Annotated in this window: 14 protein-coding genes and 1 other annotated feature; of the genes, 6 read left to right on the top strand and 8 right to left on the bottom strand. The window is 63.6% G+C overall.

Annotation, left to right across the window (positions count from 1 at the left end; genetic code table 11):
* Window positions 1–47: 47 nt before the first annotated feature.
* Entirely contained in the window at window positions 48–2,387 is a 2,340-nt protein-coding gene (locus tag SPHV1_RS21405; RefSeq protein ID WP_231634809.1) for a TonB-dependent receptor, read from the bottom strand.
* 318 nt (window positions 2,388–2,705) lie between these two features.
* Between SPHV1_RS21405 and SPHV1_RS21410 the strand changes: the two genes are divergently transcribed.
* Window positions 2,706–3,308 carry a TetR/AcrR family transcriptional regulator gene (locus SPHV1_RS21410; protein WP_197277769.1) on the top strand — a complete coding sequence of 201 codons (603 nt, stop codon included), beginning with the start codon at window positions 2,706–2,708 and terminating at the stop codon, window positions 3,306–3,308.
* A gap of 30 nt (window positions 3,309–3,338) precedes the next feature.
* Here the strand turns inward: SPHV1_RS21410 and SPHV1_RS21415 are convergent, their stop codons facing one another.
* Both SPHV1_RS21415 and SPHV1_RS21420 read right to left on the bottom strand, forming a co-directional pair.
* On the bottom strand, window positions 3,339–3,857 hold the full coding sequence (locus SPHV1_RS21415; RefSeq protein ID WP_054948029.1) for a DUF177 domain-containing protein: 519 nt from the start codon (window positions 3,855–3,857) through the stop codon (window positions 3,339–3,341).
* Entirely contained in the window at window positions 3,854–4,408 is a 555-nt protein-coding gene (locus SPHV1_RS21420) for a ubiquinol-cytochrome C chaperone family protein (RefSeq protein ID WP_054948030.1), read from the bottom strand. The genes SPHV1_RS21415 and SPHV1_RS21420 overlap by 4 nt, the downstream gene beginning before the upstream one ends.
* A gap of 146 nt (window positions 4,409–4,554) precedes the next feature.
* Here SPHV1_RS21420 and SPHV1_RS21425 point away from each other — a divergent pair, with 146 nt between their 5' ends.
* The 4 genes from SPHV1_RS21425 to SPHV1_RS21440 all read left to right on the top strand — a co-directional run bounded on the left by SPHV1_RS21425 (window position 4,555) and on the right by SPHV1_RS21440 (window position 7,219).
* Complete coding sequence (locus SPHV1_RS21425; RefSeq protein ID WP_054948041.1) at window positions 4,555–5,049, top strand: outer membrane protein assembly factor BamE; 495 nt, start codon at window positions 4,555–4,557, stop codon at window positions 5,047–5,049.
* Between the two features lie 78 nt (window positions 5,050–5,127).
* A complete protein-coding gene (gene hslV, locus SPHV1_RS21430) occupies window positions 5,128–5,688 on the top strand; it encodes an ATP-dependent protease subunit HslV (protein WP_007013712.1) in 561 nt (186 codons plus the stop codon).
* 14 nt (window positions 5,689–5,702) lie between these two features.
* Window positions 5,703–7,004, top strand: coding sequence for an ATP-dependent protease ATPase subunit HslU (hslU, locus tag SPHV1_RS21435; protein ID WP_054948031.1), 1,302 nt, complete (start codon window positions 5,703–5,705; stop codon window positions 7,002–7,004).
* A 14-nt stretch (window positions 7,005–7,018) separates the two neighbouring features.
* Window positions 7,019–7,219 carry a DUF1737 domain-containing protein gene (locus SPHV1_RS21440; protein WP_054948032.1) on the top strand — a complete coding sequence of 67 codons (201 nt, stop codon included), beginning with the start codon at window positions 7,019–7,021 and terminating at the stop codon, window positions 7,217–7,219.
* Between the two features lie 61 nt (window positions 7,220–7,280).
* Here SPHV1_RS21440 and SPHV1_RS21445 read toward each other — a convergent pair whose 3' ends face one another.
* The 3 genes from SPHV1_RS21445 to SPHV1_RS21455 form a co-directional block, all read right to left on the bottom strand.
* Complete coding sequence (locus SPHV1_RS21445) at window positions 7,281–8,765, bottom strand: SulP family inorganic anion transporter (protein ID WP_054948033.1); 1,485 nt, start codon at window positions 8,763–8,765, stop codon at window positions 7,281–7,283.
* Window positions 8,766–8,833: 68 nt separating this feature from the next.
* Window positions 8,834–8,889: a sequence feature (sul1 is cis-regulatory element that is thought to sense ions involved in sulfur or methionine metabolism; They are found in Alphaproteobacteria), on the bottom strand.
* 109 nt (window positions 8,890–8,998) lie between these two features.
* A complete protein-coding gene (locus SPHV1_RS21450; RefSeq protein WP_054948034.1) occupies window positions 8,999–10,819 on the bottom strand; it encodes an ABC transporter ATP-binding protein/permease in 1,821 nt (606 codons plus the stop codon).
* 36 nt (window positions 10,820–10,855) lie between these two features.
* Window positions 10,856–11,755, bottom strand: coding sequence for an aspartyl protease family protein (locus SPHV1_RS21455; RefSeq protein WP_054948035.1), 900 nt, complete (start codon window positions 11,753–11,755; stop codon window positions 10,856–10,858).
* A gap of 144 nt (window positions 11,756–11,899) precedes the next feature.
* On the opposite strand from SPHV1_RS21455, the gene SPHV1_RS21460 reads away from it, so the two are divergent.
* Complete coding sequence (locus SPHV1_RS21460) at window positions 11,900–12,817, top strand: hypothetical protein (protein ID WP_054948036.1); 918 nt, start codon at window positions 11,900–11,902, stop codon at window positions 12,815–12,817.
* A gap of 10 nt (window positions 12,818–12,827) precedes the next feature.
* On the opposite strand, the gene SPHV1_RS21465 is transcribed toward SPHV1_RS21460, so the two are convergent.
* Together SPHV1_RS21465 and SPHV1_RS21470 are read right to left on the bottom strand one after the other, a co-directional pair.
* Entirely contained in the window at window positions 12,828–14,297 is a 1,470-nt protein-coding gene (locus SPHV1_RS21465; protein WP_054948037.1) for a lipopolysaccharide biosynthesis protein, read from the bottom strand.
* A complete protein-coding gene (locus tag SPHV1_RS21470) occupies window positions 14,294–15,295 on the bottom strand; it encodes a glycosyltransferase family A protein (protein WP_054948038.1) in 1,002 nt (333 codons plus the stop codon). Before SPHV1_RS21470 ends, SPHV1_RS21465 begins: the two co-directional genes overlap by 4 nt.
* Window positions 15,296–15,552: the final 257 nt, after the last annotated feature.

The following is a 15,552-nucleotide window of genomic DNA, read 5'->3' on the forward strand; positions in this document are numbered from 1 at the left end:
AAAAAGGGGGGGCGTGGGAGAGGAGGCCCCGCCCATAGTCATTCAACTCAGAAGTTGTAGCCGAAACGCAGGCCGATCGTCCTGGTCGAGTCCAGGCCCCAGCGCTGCGTGTAGCTCAGCATGGGGCTCGGCTGGGCGCTGCTGTCACCCGATTCGATCTGGATGGCGAGCGGGTAGACCTTGTTCGTGCAGTTCTTGCAGAACACCGACAGGTTCCAGGCGTCGCCGCGAAGGCCGATGCTGCCGTTCAGGACGTCGATCGCACCGATCTGCGAATCCGGCGCATGATTGATGACCGTCTCGACCTTCGAGCGATGGTAGAGGTCGGCATTCAGCAGCAGGCTCAGGCCGTTGTCGTTCAGCGGCAGCTCGTAAGCGGCGCCGATCGTCCCGGTGAACTTGGGGGCATATGCAAGGCGGTATCCCGAAGCGTCGAAAGTACCCGCAGTCCCGCATCCCTGGCCCGGGTAGCACTGTGCAGCCGAGTAGGTGTCAAACTTGGTATCGGCATAGGCACCGGTCGCCGACAGCGTCAGGCCATGGGCCGGACGGACGGTGACCGAAGCTTCGGCGCCCTTGCTCTTCACCTTGGCAGCATTGCCGATCACGAAGGTCCGCAGATCTGTATCGAACGACTGGATCTGGAAGTTGTCGAAGATGGTGTGGAACACCGAGGCGTTGATCGTGACCATGCGGCCCAGCAGGCTCGACTTGACACCCGCCTCGAAATTCTTGGTGGTTTCGGGGTAGATGGCGAGGTTGGCATCGAGGGATGCGCCGGTGTCGTTCATGCCCGGGCCCTTGTAGCCACGGCCGTAGGAGGCATAGAACATCACGTCGTTCGAAGGCTTGAACTGGCCGCCGAACTTCCAGCTGAACTCGTCGTTGCTGAAGCTCTGCTTGAACGTCCCGTTGGGAACGCCGAGCGTCAGGAAGTATGCGCCGGTGTTCTGGACGAGGTCGATCGAGACCTTGTCATGCGTGAAGCGGCCGCCGGCAAAGACGTTGAACATGTCGTTGAAGGCATAGGTCAGCTGACCGAACGCAGCGTAGCTTTCGTTCTTGCTGGTATAGTCCTTGTCGGTGCCCAGGAAGTAGTCGTTGGTCGGCGCACAGGTCGACGGAGCGTTGGCCCCCACGCAGAACGCGTTGCCCAGAAGCGGATCCGTGAAGTAATTGTTCCCGGCGATCTGGCTGACCTGATCGAGCTTCGAGTGATAGTAGTAGAGGCCGACCTGGCCGGTGAGCGGACCCGTCGACGGAAGGGCAAGGCGCAGTTCTTCGCTGAACTGGTCGAAGCGCGAGCTGGTGCTGTTGATGTTCGCACCGTTCTGGCCGGTCGAGTCAGCGTCGATCTGCTGGTTGAGCGAGTAGAACTTCCAGGCGAAGATGTTCGACAGGGTCCAGCCGCTGTCGAGTTCATAATCGAGGTTGAGCTGTGCGCCACCGGTCTTGAGGTCGCGATACTGCGCGCCGTCGCTTCCCGCATAGAAGTTGCGATCGCCCGGCGTTACGCCATCGCCCGCAACCGGGCCCGTATTGATGCTGCCATCGGCGAGCTGCCGATAGGTGACGTCGAAGATCGTGCCGATGCCGTGCGTCTCGTAGTATTCGCCGATGGCGTAGACGGTCAGCTGGTCGGTAGCTTCCAGCAGGTACTTGCCGCGCAGGCCGTACTGGCGGAAGTTGTTGTCCTGACGGCCGGTCGCATTCTCGCGATTGTAATGCGTGATCGGCTGCTGGTACTTGTAGATGCCGCTGACGCGCAGGGCAGAATTGTCGGTGACGGGCACGTTGACCGTGGAGTCGACCTGGACGCCGTCCGCGTTGTTGCCGGGCAGTGCGTTCGACGTGGCCTGTGCATTGAAATTGGCGCCGTAGTGTCCGATCTCCGGACGCTCGGTCGTGATGTTGACGAGGCCGGCCGATGCGTTCTTGCCGAACAGCAGGCCTTGCGGGCCGTTCAGGACTTCCACGCGTGCCACGTCGAGGAACGGGTTTCCGTTCAGCATGCTGCTGCCCAGAGTGACGCCATCGACCGCGGTCGCAACGCTCGATTCGATCGTGCTGGCGAAGGACTGCGTGCCGATGCCGCGGATCGAGTAGTTGTTGTCGCGCTGGACCTGGAGGCTGGGCGCGATGAGGCCGAGCTGACGCTGGTCGGTAATGCCGCGGTCACGCAGGGTGTCGCCGCTCAGGGCCTGGACGCTGAGGGGGACGTCGAGCAGGCGCTGGGACTGACGCTGTGCCGTAACGACGATGTCGTTGCCGGTCGTTTCCTCGGACTGGGGGGCGTCTTGCGCCGTGTCGGCATCCTGCGCGAAGACCGGATTTCCGGACAGGACGGTCCCGGCGAGGATGGCGCAAACAAACTGCAGTTTCTTCAAGTTTTTATTCCTCCCGAATAGGGTGTCGACGGTTGGTGATCACACCATGAACCGCGTTCGCTCTTGCGAGCCGACGATGAGCTCCAGCGCTCGCTACCGCTCGAGGCGGCACGATCTTTTGAGAACCCGAATTTCATGTGGAAATTTGCGCGGCGGTAAGCCTGCGCGGTGACTTCTCTCCTACGAGCATCCCGCTTTGCTGAAACGCGGTGATCAATCTAATCGCTGATTGATTGAGCGCCGATTAGATTGGCGCCGGGTCACTTGTCAAGCGCCTCATCAGGCTTCAAGGAGTGCGAAATCATGACGGGGGACAGGGTGGCGGATCCGAACAGAAGCTATCATCGGGACGACTTGCGGACTCAACTGGTTGAGGCGGCAGCCGATTATGTCGAGCACCACGGGCACGAGGACTTGTCGGTCCGAAAGCTGGCCCAGGTGGTCGGTGTATCGCCGGGCGCGCCCTATCATCATTTTCCCGACCGCCGCTCTCTGCTGATTGCTGTTGCGCTGACCGGCTACGACAGGTTGCTGGGGACGCATCGTGGGGAAACCTCGGCATTGCCGGAAGATGGGTTGATGGACTTGAGCCGGCATTTCATTGCCTTCGCGGAAGAAAATCCGCGCATCTTCTCGCTGATGTACGAGAGCGAACTGACCCGTCCATTTCTTGAGCCGGCGATTGCGAAAGCCCAAAGCGAGGGCTTTGCAATCCTGCGTGCTGCGGTCAGTTCGGTCGGTGAGCAGATTCCCGACGAGGCGCTGGGGTTCCGCGTGGCCGCGTATTGGTCCCTGCTTTACGGCTTCACGCTACTGCGCAGCAACAGGATGCTCCAGCGGGACCACGAGATCGGGGAGCCGGAAGGGACCGAAGTCGTCGATGCCGTGCTTCGCCAGGCCATCAGGTTGGTAAAAGACTGAGCGTTTTCCCGGCGCGCCTTGCTTTGCCCGTCAGTTTTTCAGGTCGAGGCCCTTGAGTGCCGCGAAGGGCCCCTGATCCTCGGGTGAGCCGATGCCGGCGGCCTTGCGGGCGGCGTCTGCTTGGGGGCCGGTCAGAAACGGATCGATGGCGAGGGCGAGGCTTTGCGCCACGGCTTCGCCAAGGTCGATGTGCGTTCCGGAATACTCGATCTCATCGCAGTCGTCGGCGTCGAGCTCGATTTCCTCGTCGGGATTGTAGTCCGTGGCCTGCGGGACGAATCGGAAGAACAGCGGTTCCTCGGCCTCGACAGGGATGTCCTCGGCCGAAACGGCACAGGACTGGACGAAGCTGGCCCTGAGCGTGCCCCGCGCTTCGGCATCGCGTTCGCCCGAGCGGTTGAGCATGAGATCGGCTTCGAGATTCGAAATCCGCACCAGCCCGAAGCGCTTCGCCAGCGCGGCGCGCTCGGCCTCGTTGGCCTCCACGTGGACAGCCTTGCCTTCTGCCTGGCGAATGTCGATCTCGCGGGAGAATTCGTTGTGCGTCATCGCGCAATCCTTGCGGCCATGAGGTCCTCGTCGGAAATGGCGTCGAGCTGCGCGGCGAGGGCCTGCAGGCGGGTGGCCAGCGCTTCGGTATCCGCGCCTTCGATCAGCGTCACGTTGCGCTCCAGCACGGGGACGAGCGCGGCCTTGACCTGCGTATCGTCGCCGGCGGCGAAGGCTTCGCGAAGCGCGCCCAGGCGACCGCCGAACACGCTCATCAGCTTGCCCATGCGCTTGCCCACGACAAGATCGCCGACTCCGGACTGGCGCAGCTGGCCGTCCATGTCGTCGACGAAAAGTTCGGTCAGCCGCACCGAAGGTTCGATCAGGGTCTTGTCCCGTTCCATGCGCAGCATGACCAGCGAGGTCACCAGCGTTACCGCATCGAAGCGACCGGGAACGGTGTCGGCAACGCGGCACTGTGCGTACCATTCCTTCTCGCGCGCGATCTCCACCGTGCGATGCCAAAGGGGGCGGACTGCCTTGCGGCTGTCGGAGCCCTTGCCGAGAATGCGTGAGAGGAGGAACACGTGGGTAACTGGCCTTTCGTTCATCGGCAATTCAACGCAGCTGCCCCAACGCCCATTGCACGAGGCGATGGAGGGCCTTAAGGCTCGATGCCGTTAATCCGGCCGATATATGGGCGGGGCGCCTGCTGGCAATGCCTGGCATGGACGAACCGGACGATTGGAGTGTGAAAATGCGCAGTTTTGGTCCCAAGATCGCAGCGGCAGGCCTGGTGATGGCCCTGGCTGCACTGGCGGGCGGATGCACTTCGATCCGGGATCATCGCGGCTACATCGTCGACCAGACACTGGTCGATTCGGTCCAGCCGGGCGTCGACAATCGACTGTCGGTGGAAAAGACGCTCGGTCGCCCGACTTTCGTCAGCCAGTTCGGCGAAAAGGACTGGTTCTACGTTTCGCAGTTTGTGAAGACGCCGCCCTTCGGTCGTCCGCGCACCAGCGAGCAGACGGTTCTGCGTGTCCGCTTCGATCCCAAGGGCAATGTTGTCGCGGTCGATCGCCGCGGCATGGAGCAGGTCGCCCGCATCAGCCCGAATGGCGACAAGACCCCGACGCTGGGCCGCCATCGCGGTCTGCTCGAAGACCTGTTCGGCAACATCGGCGCCGTGGGTGCCGGCGGCATGGGCGGCCAGGGCGGCCCGAGCGGACCCGGTCCGAACGGCAGCTGAGCGCATTTCTTTTTTGCGTTTGCGGACAGCTCGGTCCCAGCCGCTTGAACCTTGCGGCTCGGGGCATATATCCCCGGCATGGATAGCAATGGGGCGAGCCACGGCCTGATCCAGTGGCACGGTACGACGATCGTCGGCGTCAAGAAGGGCGGCAAGACCGTCATTGCCGGCGACGGCCAGGTTTCCATGGGCAATACCGTGATGAAGCCGAACGCGCGCAAGGTGCGCCGGATCGGTGAAGGCGGGAAGGTCATTGCCGGCTTCGCGGGTGCGACGGCCGATGCCTTCACCCTGTTCGAACGCCTGGAGCGCAAGCTGGAGCAATATCGCGGCCAGCTCATGCGCGCGGCGGTGGAACTGGCCAAGGACTGGCGCACCGACAAGTACCTGCGCAACCTCGAAGCGTTGATGATCGTGGCCGATGCGGACACCATGCTGGTGCTGACCGGCAACGGCGATGTGCTTGAGCCCGAGGGCGGAATCACCGCGATCGGATCGGGCGGCAACTATGCGCTGGCCGCAGCCCGCGCGCTCGATCCTTACGAAGATGACGCCGAGGCCATGGCCCGCCGCGCGATGCAGGTCGCGGCCGAAATCTGCGTCTTCACAAATGACCGCGTGACGGTCGAGACCATCTGAGATTCCGGGGAAGCATGAAAGACAACCTCACTCCCAAGGCCATCGTTCGCGCCCTCGATGAACACATCATCGGTCAGAAGGAAGCGAAGAAGGCCGTCGCCGTTGCCCTGCGCAACCGCTGGCGTCGCCAGCGCCTTCCCGTCGACCTGCGCGACGAGGTGACGCCCAAGAACATCCTGATGATCGGCCCCACCGGCTGCGGCAAGACCGAGATCAGCCGTCGCCTCGCCAAGCTGGCGGAGGCGCCGTTCGTTAAGGTCGAGGCGACCAAGTTCACCGAAGTCGGTTATGTCGGCCGTGACGTCGAGCAGATCGCGCGCGACCTCGTCGAGGAAGCGATCCGCCTGGAGAAGGACCGTCGCCGGGAATCCGTTCGCGAGGCGGCATCGAAGGCCGCGATGGATCGCCTGCTCAATGCACTTGTGGGCGAGGGGGCATCAGAAGCGACCCGCGCCGCATTCCACCAGCGCATCACCGAGAACGCGATGAATGAAACCGAAGTCGAGATCGAGGTCGAGGACAGCCCCTCCGCCCCGATGGAGATTCCGGGCATGGGCGGCTCGGTCGGGATGATCAACCTGTCCGACATCATGGGCAAGGCATTCGGCCAGAACCAGCTCAAGCGTCGGCGGATGAAGGTGCCCGAAGCCTGGGACAAGCTGGTCGACGAAGAATCCGAAAAGCGCATGGACCAGGACGACGTGGCCCGCACGGCGCTGGCCAATGCGGAGACCAACGGCATCGTCTTCATCGACGAGATCGACAAGATCGCCGTGTCCGACGTGCGCGGCGGCTCCGTCTCGCGCGAGGGCGTGCAGCGCGACCTGCTGCCGCTGATCGAGGGCACGACCGTTGCCACCAAGTACGGTCCGATGAAGACCGACCATGTCCTGTTCATCGCCTCGGGCGCCTTTCATGTCGCCAAGCCGAGCGACATGCTGCCCGAACTGCAGGGCCGCCTGCCGATTCGCGTCGAACTGAAGGCGCTGACGGAGGAAGATTTCGTGCGTATTCTTTCGGAAACGCGCGCCAATCTCGTTGAACAGTACAGCGCCTTGCTCGGCACCGAAGACGTCAAGGTCCACGTGACGGCCGATGCGGTTCAGGAAGTGGCGAAGATCGCCGCGCAGGTGAACGAAAGTGTCGAGAACATCGGTGCCCGCCGCCTGCAGACAGTGATGGAAAAGCTGCTCGAGGAACTGAGCTTCGAAGCCGAGGACCGTACCGGTGAAACGGTGACCATCGACCGGGCTTACGTGCGCGACAAGCTGGAAGGTCTTGCGGGCAACGCGGACCTGTCCAAGTACATTCTCTGAGGAGAGGCCAAACCATGTACCAGACGCCCGAAGACCGCCCGATCTATCGCCTGCTTACCGGCAAGGACGACCGTGCCTTTTGCGAGCGCGTGTCCGAGGCGCTGGCGCAGGGATGGCGCCTTTACGGTTCGCCCATGATTTCGTGGGATACGGCCGAGAACTGCATGAAGGCGGCGCAGGCGGTGGTCTGGCACGAGGCCGACGTCGTCAAATAAAGGTTCGTAAAGGTCGGAGAGGGCCCCTGTCGCACGGTGCGGCGGGGGCCCTTTCGTTTTGTCAGTGCGGGACGGTGCCGAGTTCGAAGCCGGTCTTGTCGTGCAGGCCGAACTTGTCGACGATGTCCTTGCTCGCCTCGTTGTATCCGATCACCTTCACGCTGGCGCCGCCCTGGTCCAGCTTGCCGACGATCTTGTCGAGCGCGCCGACCGAGGAGATGTCCCACAGGTGGGCGTGGGTCATGTCGATGACCACGTTGGGCGCGGTTTCCTGGCCGGCCTGCATCTGCTCGACGAAGCGATGCACCGAGGCGAAGAAGATCTCGCCCGAGACGCGGTAAGTGGCGGTGTCGCCTTCCTGGGTCCGTTCGACGCGGAACAGGCGCTGGACCTTCTGCGCAAAGAAGATGCCGGACAGCAGCACGCCGGCGATCACGCCCTTCGAGAGGTCGTGGGTGGAGACGACGGTCACGACGGTCGTGAGCATGACCACCGAGCTTTGCCACGGGTGGCGGCGAAGGTTCGGGATCGAGTTCCACGAGAACGTGCCGATCGAGACCATGATCATTACCGCGACGAGGGCGGGCATCGGCACCCGGCCAACCCACGGTCCGAGCACCGCCAGCAGGATGAACAGGAAGAAGCCGGCGACGAAAGTCGACAGGCGGCCGCGGCCGCCGGAGGTTACGTTGATCACCGACTGGCCGATCATCGCGCAGCCGCCCATGCCGCCGAACAGGGCAGAGACGATGTTGGCGATGCCCTGGCCGCGGCATTCATAGCGCTTGTACGAATCGGTGTCGGTCATGTCGTCGACGATCTGCGCGGTCAGCAGCGATTCGAGCAGGCCGACGGCCGCCATGGCGAGCGCGGTAGGCGCTACGATCTGGAGAGTTTCCAGCGTGAGCGGCACTTGCGGCAGGCCGAACGAGGGCAGGCCGGAAGGCAGTTCGCCCATGTCGCCCACGGTGTGAACTGGCAGGCCCATCGAAATCGAGATCGCCGAGAGGACCAGGATCGAGATCAGCGGTGAAGGAACGGCCTTGGTCAGGCGCGGCAGCGTGTAGATCATCGCGAGCCCGGCAATGACCATCGCATAAGTGTGCCAGGTCACGTTCATCAGCTGCGGCAGCTGCGCCATGAAGATCAGGATGGCGAGCGAGTTCACGAAACCGGTGATGACCGAGCGCGAGACGAACTGCATCACCAGGTTGAGCCGCAGCAGGCCGGCAATGATCTGGAACACGCCCATGAGGATCGTCGCCGCGAAGAGATATTCCACGCCATGTTCGCGAACCAGCGGCCCCACGAGGACCGCGACTGCCGCAGTCGCGGCCGAGATCATGCCCGGACGCCCGCCGGTGAACGAGATCACGATGGCGATCGCCACCGAGGCCCAGAGGCCTACAGCCGGATCGACCCCGGCGATGATCGAGAAGCCGATAGCTTCGGGAATGAGCGCGAGTCCGACGACGAGGCCGGCAAGCACGTCGGCCCGGATGTTGCCGAGCCAGTCCTGGCGAAATCGGGAAAGGGTATCAGTCATGCAAAGTCCGCATCATGCACATGTCCGCGACCCGCGAAGCACGCGGGCGTGCCAGTGAACATGTATGATGTTGCCCGGCGGATCGGCGGCCGGGATAGCCACCCGGAATTGCACCGGGTCCAAGCGAGTGGCGCGGCTTTTGCCGTGTTGCGAGTGCGAATGCAACCCGTCGCGGCTCGGAGGCGGTCGGGCGCAGGCCGCCTCGAGGGCGGATCGCGGTCCCGGCCCGAGCCTTATTCGGCGGCTTCGCCCAGCTCGTCGGTCTCGGAGGCCTGGCGTGCCCACATCTCGGCATAGAGCCCGCCCGCACGCAAGAGCTGCCCGTGAGTGCCGCTTTCGGCCAGTCTGCCTTCCTGCAGGACGAGGATGGAATCGGCATCGGCGATGGTCGAGAGGCGGTGCGCGATGGAGAGCGAGGTGCGGTGTTCCGCGACCCGGTGGAGGGTGGCCAGGATGTCCTGCTCGGTTCGGGTGTCGAGCGCGCTGGTCGCTTCGTCGAGAAGCAGTATCGGCGGATTCTTGACGAGCGTGCGGGCGATGGCGACCCTCTGCTTCTCGCCCCCAGAGAGCTTGAGGCCGCGTTCGCCTACCTCGGTTGCGAAACCTTGCGGCAGGCGATCGATCAGGCCCATGAGCGCGGCGCCGCGGGCGGCTTCCTCGATATCCGCCTGGGTCGCATCGTCGCGGCCATAACCGATATTGTAGCCGATGGTGTCGTTGAACAGCACCGAGTCCTGCGGGACGATCCCGATTGCGGCGCGCAGCGATGCCTGAGTGACGTCCTTGATGTCCTGTCCGTCGATCAGGATGCGCCCGCCCTGCGGATCGTAGAAGCGGAAAAGCAGGCGGGCGAGCGTCGACTTGCCCGCGCCCGATGGGCCGACGATGGCATAGTTGCGGCCTGCCGGAACTTCGAAGGAGAGGCCGTGGAGGATCTGGCGATCCTTCTCGTAACCGAACACGACATTGTCGAAGACCACCGAGGGGCGCCGGATGACAAGTGCCGGCGCGCCGGGCCTGTCCGAAACTTCCTGGGGCTCGTCGAGCAGGCGGAACATCTCGGCCATGTCGATCAGGCCCTGCCGGATCGTGCGATAGACCATGCCCAGCATGTCGAGCGGACGGAACAGCTGCGTCAGATAGGTCTGCACGAAGACGAGCTGACCGGCGGTGTACTGGCCGCGGTACCAGCCCCAGACGGTATAGGCGAGGGCGCATGCCATGAGCAGGTTGACGATCACCGCCTGAGCGATGTTGAGCATGCCAAGCGAGTTCTCGCTCTTGACCGCGGCAGCCGCATAGGCGCGCGTTGCCTGGGCATAGCGCTCTTCCTCGCGGTGTTCTGCCGAGAAGTACTTTACCGTCTCGTAGTTGAGCAGCGAGTCGACGGCGCGGGCCAGGGCCTGTCCGTCGAGCCGGTTCATCTGCTCGCGCAGTTTGGTGCGCCATTCGGTGATCGTGCGCGTTACCCAGATATAGGCGGCGATCGCGACGGCCGTGGCGGCGACGAGGCCCCATCCGAAGTTGATGTAGAAGATGACCGCGACGACCGCGAGCTGGATCACCGTGGGGGCGATGTTGAACAGCATGAAGTAGAGCATCGTGTCGATGCTCTTGGTGCCGCGCTCGATGGTCTTGGTGATCTCTCCGGTACGCCGCCCGAGGTGGAAGCGCAGGCTCAGGCGATGGAGCTGGCCGAAGACGTTCTCCGCCAGTGAGCGCGTCGCATCCTGACCGACCCGCTCGAAGACGATGTTGCGCAAGTTGTCGAAGCCGGTCTGCGCAAAGCGCCCGGCCGAGTAGCCCAGCACCGTGAGCATCGCCAGCTGCACCAGCTTCGGACCGGTCGCGCCCATCGCATCGACGGCCCACTTGAGCAGGTAGGGCAGGGTAAGCTGCGTCCCGATGGACGCGAGGATGAAGATACAGGCGAACACGATCCGCCAGCGCAGGGCCTTGTTGTCGGCGGGCCAGAGGTAAGGAAGGAACCTCAGAAGCGTGCGCCAGCCGTCATGGCGGGCGTTGGGATTGTTCACGGCTGTATCGGGTGGCATCGCCGCTATTTAGGGAACCTTGGCGGTTACACAATCTCAACCGGGCAGATCGAACAGGATCTTTCGCGTCGTGAAGTCGATCGCCACGCGCCGGAATGCCCGCAATTCGCGCATGCCGAGGAAGATCGCGGGGCGCCTTTCAAGGTCGAGAGCCTTGAACGCCGGGGCATCGGCGAAGGCGATAAGCACATTGGTGACTTCCAGCGAATCCAGCTTGAGCTTTTGCGCGAGGCCGAAATTGATGGGAAGCGTCTGCCCGGTAACCGACGTCAGCATCCCGGTGCCTTTCTTGTGTTCGCGCATGGCCCGTTCCAGCGCGCGATTGCCGATCGTGCTGCTGGAGCCGGTATCGATGACAACCGAAGTGCGGATGCCGTCGATCATGGCCTGCGTCACGATCAGTTGGCCGGAGCGCTTGCGGGCGCGAACCGTGATTTCATAGCTGCCGTTGCGGTCGAAATCGTGGGGGTCGCCGATCTGTATGGTGTTGCGGTCGAAATCGAGGACGACGCGCTGGTGCTGCAAGCTGTCGGTGCCCAGAATGCCGTCCGCGCCGATATGCCGGTCCTGCAGCAGGGGCACGGTGAGGTCGTAGAAGGTGCGTTGCCCGACATCGATGGAATCGATCCGTGCCGTTTCCGCCTCGTCCACCCCGGCCAGGCTTATCACCTTGGTGCTCGGACCGGTCCTCAGACCGAGCGATCTGGCGAGCGCGGTCGACAGCACCGTGTTCTGCGAGCCGGTATCGATGAGGAACTGGTAGGGCCCCTCGCCGTGGATCGCGACCCCGATGGTCATACGGTCGTCGGCGTCAGGCTGGGCCTCGAGGATTTCGCCGGCGGCATCGCTGTCGTCAGGGATCGATTGTGCTGGCGTGGCAGCTATCGCCGAATGCGCGATCAGGGCCGCCGCCAAAGCGAACGCCGTGCCTGTCATTTCCTGCTCCCGGGCAGTCGGTTTTTCTTATTTGTGGCTACGGGACTTTACCACCAAGCCGGCCGCAAACAAAGGAATTGGGACGACTTGGCCCCCTGAACGATTGGCGATTGCTTAACGCTCGCATGATACCGCCGCGCAGTGATGTCGAAGTTTATGGACAGAGGGCTGCGCAAGCTGCGCGAGTTGCGCCACAACCGGGCGGCGAAGGCGGTTCTGGCGACACCGCCGGTCCAGCCTCGCGAAGATGGCGTCATCGTCTTTTCCATGATCGGCACGAGAGTTCTCCTGCCCTATCTGGTGGCAGCCAAGTCGCTCCATGCGCAACTGCAGCGCGGACGCTTCGTGATCCTCGACGATGGCACGCTGACGCATGCGGACAAGGCCGTGCTCGACCGGCATCTCGGCAAGCCTGAGATTCTCGCGATTGCCTCTGTCGAAACGGGCGATTGCCCGAGTGGGGGCTGTTGGGAGCGTCTGCTGACGCTGCTGGCGCTGCGCCGCGATGCCTACGTGATCCAGCTCGATTCCGACACGGTCACAACCGGACCGGTCGATGAAGTGCTCGAAGCCATAGAGCAGGGGCGAAACTTCACCCTTCGCGGCGGCGTCGATTGCGAGCTTCAACCGGTTGGGTGCTATGCCGCCGATCCCGAGCAGCTGGGGCGCGATGTCCATATTCAGCTTCTGGCCGAAGCGACGCTGGAGAGGATCGATGCGGGTCTGCCGCATCCGCGCCGTTATGCCCGTGGCTGCGCCGGGTTTGCAGGTTTTGCACCCGGCGGCTTTGATCGCGGCGTAGCCGATGCCTTCTCGCGCGAGGCTTCGGCATTGCTGGGCCGCGATCGTTGGCGACAATGGGGCAGCGAACAGGTCATGTCGAACGTCATCATCACGGCGGAGGACGAGCCGGTCCTGCTTCCCTATGCGCGCTACATGAACTTCTGGAATGAAGCGCCGCCCGCAGGCGTGAGCTTCATCCATTTCGTCGGCACCTACCGTTATCACCGGGACGCCTATACCGACGCCACGCATCGGGCGATCGCGGCATTGCGCGCCTGAGCGCAGCCCTTCAGCGGCGCAGGACGAAGCTGGCCAGCTCGAACAGGCTCCGGCGGGCAAAGACGAACAGAAGCGCTCCGTAAATTGCCGCGCCCGTCGCTATCAGCGCGACAAGGCGAACGACCGGCGCAAGGGTGCCGATGGCTTGGTCGAGCAGGGTGACGCCAAGGGCCATGGTCAATGCCGCCAGTACCGGAGCGTACAAGGCCCGGGCGAAAGCGCCGGTCGTTGTGCCGATGGCAGGCAATGACCAGGCGAGGGCGAAGGTCGCCAGCAGCGGGTAAGCGATCAGCCAGGCTGCGGCGATGCCGGTACTGCCGAATTGCGCGCCGACGAGAAAGGCTGCGGGCATCAGCACGGCACCCAGCGCCGTCGTGCGCGTTGCCAGGCCGGGTTTGCCGACGGCATTGGTCGCCGGAGCAAGCAGGACGTGCAGGGTCATGAATGGCATGGCCAGCGCCAGAAGCCTTACGACCGGGGTGGCCTCAAGCCACTTGTCCCCCAGCATGACATGGATCAGCGGCTGTGCCGTGGCGGCGAGGCCAAGACACATGGGCAGGGCGAGAAGCATGATGAGCCGGGTCGAAGCGACAAAGCCGGACGCGAGCGCGTCCCTGTCGTCCTTGACCCGCGCATAGGCGGAAAAGGCCACTTCGTTCAGTGGCGGCACCACCTTGGTGACGAAGATCTGTGCGAGGAACAGCGACGTCGTATAGATTCCCAGTTCATGCACCGGGAACGCACGGCCGGCGATGACGACGTCGGCCTGGGTCTGCACGAACCAGAACAGGCTGGAAACGGTCATCATCCCGCCATAGCGGGCAATGTCCCAAACCCCGTTGAAGTTGAAGCTTGGCCAGGTGAAGGCGCGCGCCACCAGCGCCATGCCGATCGCGCGGCTCGAGAACAGTGCAATCGGAGCGAGGACGAGAGTCCAGGCGCCCATGCCCGCCAGCGCGCCGCCGAGTGCTGCAAAGGCACCGATCAGCGCCGAGGCGATATTGACCTGTGCCTGTCGGCGAAAGTCCATTTCGCGCGAAAGGATCGCGTAACCCAGCGCAAGGAAGGGATTCGTTAGATAGATCAGCGCCTGTACCCGCAACATGTCGGCGACGACCGGTTGCTCGTAATACGCAGCGACCAGCGGCGCAGTGAGAATCTGGATCGTGGCGAGCACGCCGTTCAGGACGATCAGCATGCCGAAGAGCTGGCGCAGCATCTGCGCGCTCGTCTCGCTCTTCTGGATATAGGCGTTGGCCAGGCCGTAGCCATTGAGCAGCGCCAGCAGCCCCAGCACGACCGACGTCATCGCGTAGAGGCCGTAGTCGCCAGGCGACAGGATGCGGATGACCAGGAATGTCGCCAGCCAGGAGATCACCTGGCCCAGGATCTGCGTTCCTGACCGCCAGATCACTGCACTGCGCACTTTCTGGCGCAGGGTTGGTCCGGCGTAGGTATCGGCTTCCACGGCGCTCGTCACTGGCCACTGGCCTTCTGCAGCAAGGTTCCCAGCGTTCCCGTCGACTGGTTGCCGCGGCGATGCGCATTGCGGCGCCACGATAGCATCGGGCGCGCGAGCGAAGGCAGGATGTTCCAGAGAGCGAAAGACAGGTTCCACACCGGTCCTTTGACGCGTGAGCGCACGGCCTTGAGTTCGGCCAGGCCACGGGAGGTATCGCCGTCCACGACGCGGTCGATGGCATGCTCGAAGGCCAGCGCCTGCGCGCTGTCTGATGCGAGGCGAGCGAGCAATGCCTGTTCGGGCGCGTCGACGGGCAGGGCGGCGCGGGCCTTTTCATAGACCTTGAGGTTGCCCATCAGCATGCGGCCCGCGTGGGCCGAGGCCGAATTGCTGCGTACCCGGTACTCGCCGAGCACTGCATCGACATAGCGGGCCGGACCGCCCAGTTGCATCAGGCGGACCCAGAGATCGAAGTCCTCGGATTGGGCCATTGTCGTGTCGAAGCCGCCAATGGCGTCGAAGTCCGCTCGGCGAAAGGTCGAGCCGATATAGACACCGAAGCTGCGGTCCAACACGTCGGCAAGCGTGCCGTGCAGGCCATCGCCGCTTCCCTGTCCGGCATTGAAGCACAAACGTTCGCGGGCGACGGCGCCGAAGATCAGGGCATTGCAGGTGGCCAGGCGAACTTCCGGCTCGGCCTCGAACAGACTGACCATTGTCGACAGATAGGTGGGGCGGAACCGGTCGTCCCCGTCCAGCAAAGCGATCAGCGGCGCGCAACTCGCTGCGATGGCGGCGTTGCGGGCAGCCGATACGCCCTTGTTGGCGGATTGGAGGAATCGGATGCGGGGGTCGTGCAAGTAGGGAGCGACGGCTCCTGCCACATCGTCGGGTGCGCCATCGTCGATGACCATGCATTCCCAGTCCGCGTAATCCTGCGCGAGCAGGGAATCGAGAGCCTCGCCGACAAGGTGGGCCACGCCATAGGCGGGAACGATAACGGCGATACGGGGCATTCGTGTGTCTATCCGGTTGCGCGATGACTTCGGCATTGCCGAGCGTGATAGCATGTGGGTGTTAACCAAGGCTCTACGCGAGCGGGGTCTGCCCGATCCGGCAGCGGGGAGGGGCACTGGCTGGGCGAAGGCGAAGTCCGCTGCTGCGTGCCGGCCCCGGGTGTGTACCTTGCGTCTGTTGGGCGAGGCCCCATGTAGTGTGAGGGTCTTGTGGAGGCTTGGTGATTTTGGCCTGACCGGGGTTTCATGAAACTTTT

Origin of the sequence: Novosphingobium sp. KN65.2 (genome assembly GCF_001368935.1) — a bacterium.
Classification (GTDB): domain Bacteria; phylum Pseudomonadota; class Alphaproteobacteria; order Sphingomonadales; family Sphingomonadaceae; genus Novosphingobium; species Novosphingobium mathurense.

What these genes read in the sequence shown, in the direction of transcription:
- SPHV1_RS21415 (WP_054948029.1), bottom strand. Translation starts at nt 3,857, where the DNA reads ATGACGCACAACGAATTCTCCCGCGAGATCGACATTCGCCAGGCAGAA.
- SPHV1_RS21420 (WP_054948030.1), bottom strand. Translation starts at nt 4,408, where the DNA reads ATGAACGAAAGGCCAGTTACCCACGTGTTCCTCCTCTCACGCATTCTC.
- SPHV1_RS21425 (WP_054948041.1), top strand. Translation starts at nt 4,555, where the DNA reads ATGCGCAGTTTTGGTCCCAAGATCGCAGCGGCAGGCCTGGTGATGGCC.
- hslV (WP_007013712.1), top strand. Translation starts at nt 5,128, where the DNA reads ATGGATAGCAATGGGGCGAGCCACGGCCTGATCCAGTGGCACGGTACG.
- hslU (WP_054948031.1), top strand. Translation starts at nt 5,703, where the DNA reads ATGAAAGACAACCTCACTCCCAAGGCCATCGTTCGCGCCCTCGATGAA.
- SPHV1_RS21440 (WP_054948032.1), top strand. Translation starts at nt 7,019, where the DNA reads ATGTACCAGACGCCCGAAGACCGCCCGATCTATCGCCTGCTTACCGGC.
- SPHV1_RS21445 (WP_054948033.1), bottom strand. Translation starts at nt 8,765, where the DNA reads ATGACTGATACCCTTTCCCGATTTCGCCAGGACTGGCTCGGCAACATC.
- SPHV1_RS21450 (WP_054948034.1), bottom strand. Translation starts at nt 10,819, where the DNA reads ATGCCACCCGATACAGCCGTGAACAATCCCAACGCCCGCCATGACGGC.
- SPHV1_RS21455 (WP_054948035.1), bottom strand. Translation starts at nt 11,755, where the DNA reads ATGACAGGCACGGCGTTCGCTTTGGCGGCGGCCCTGATCGCGCATTCG.
- SPHV1_RS21460 (WP_054948036.1), top strand. Translation starts at nt 11,900, where the DNA reads ATGTCGAAGTTTATGGACAGAGGGCTGCGCAAGCTGCGCGAGTTGCGC.
- SPHV1_RS21470 (WP_054948038.1), bottom strand. Translation starts at nt 15,295, where the DNA reads ATGCCCCGTATCGCCGTTATCGTTCCCGCCTATGGCGTGGCCCACCTT.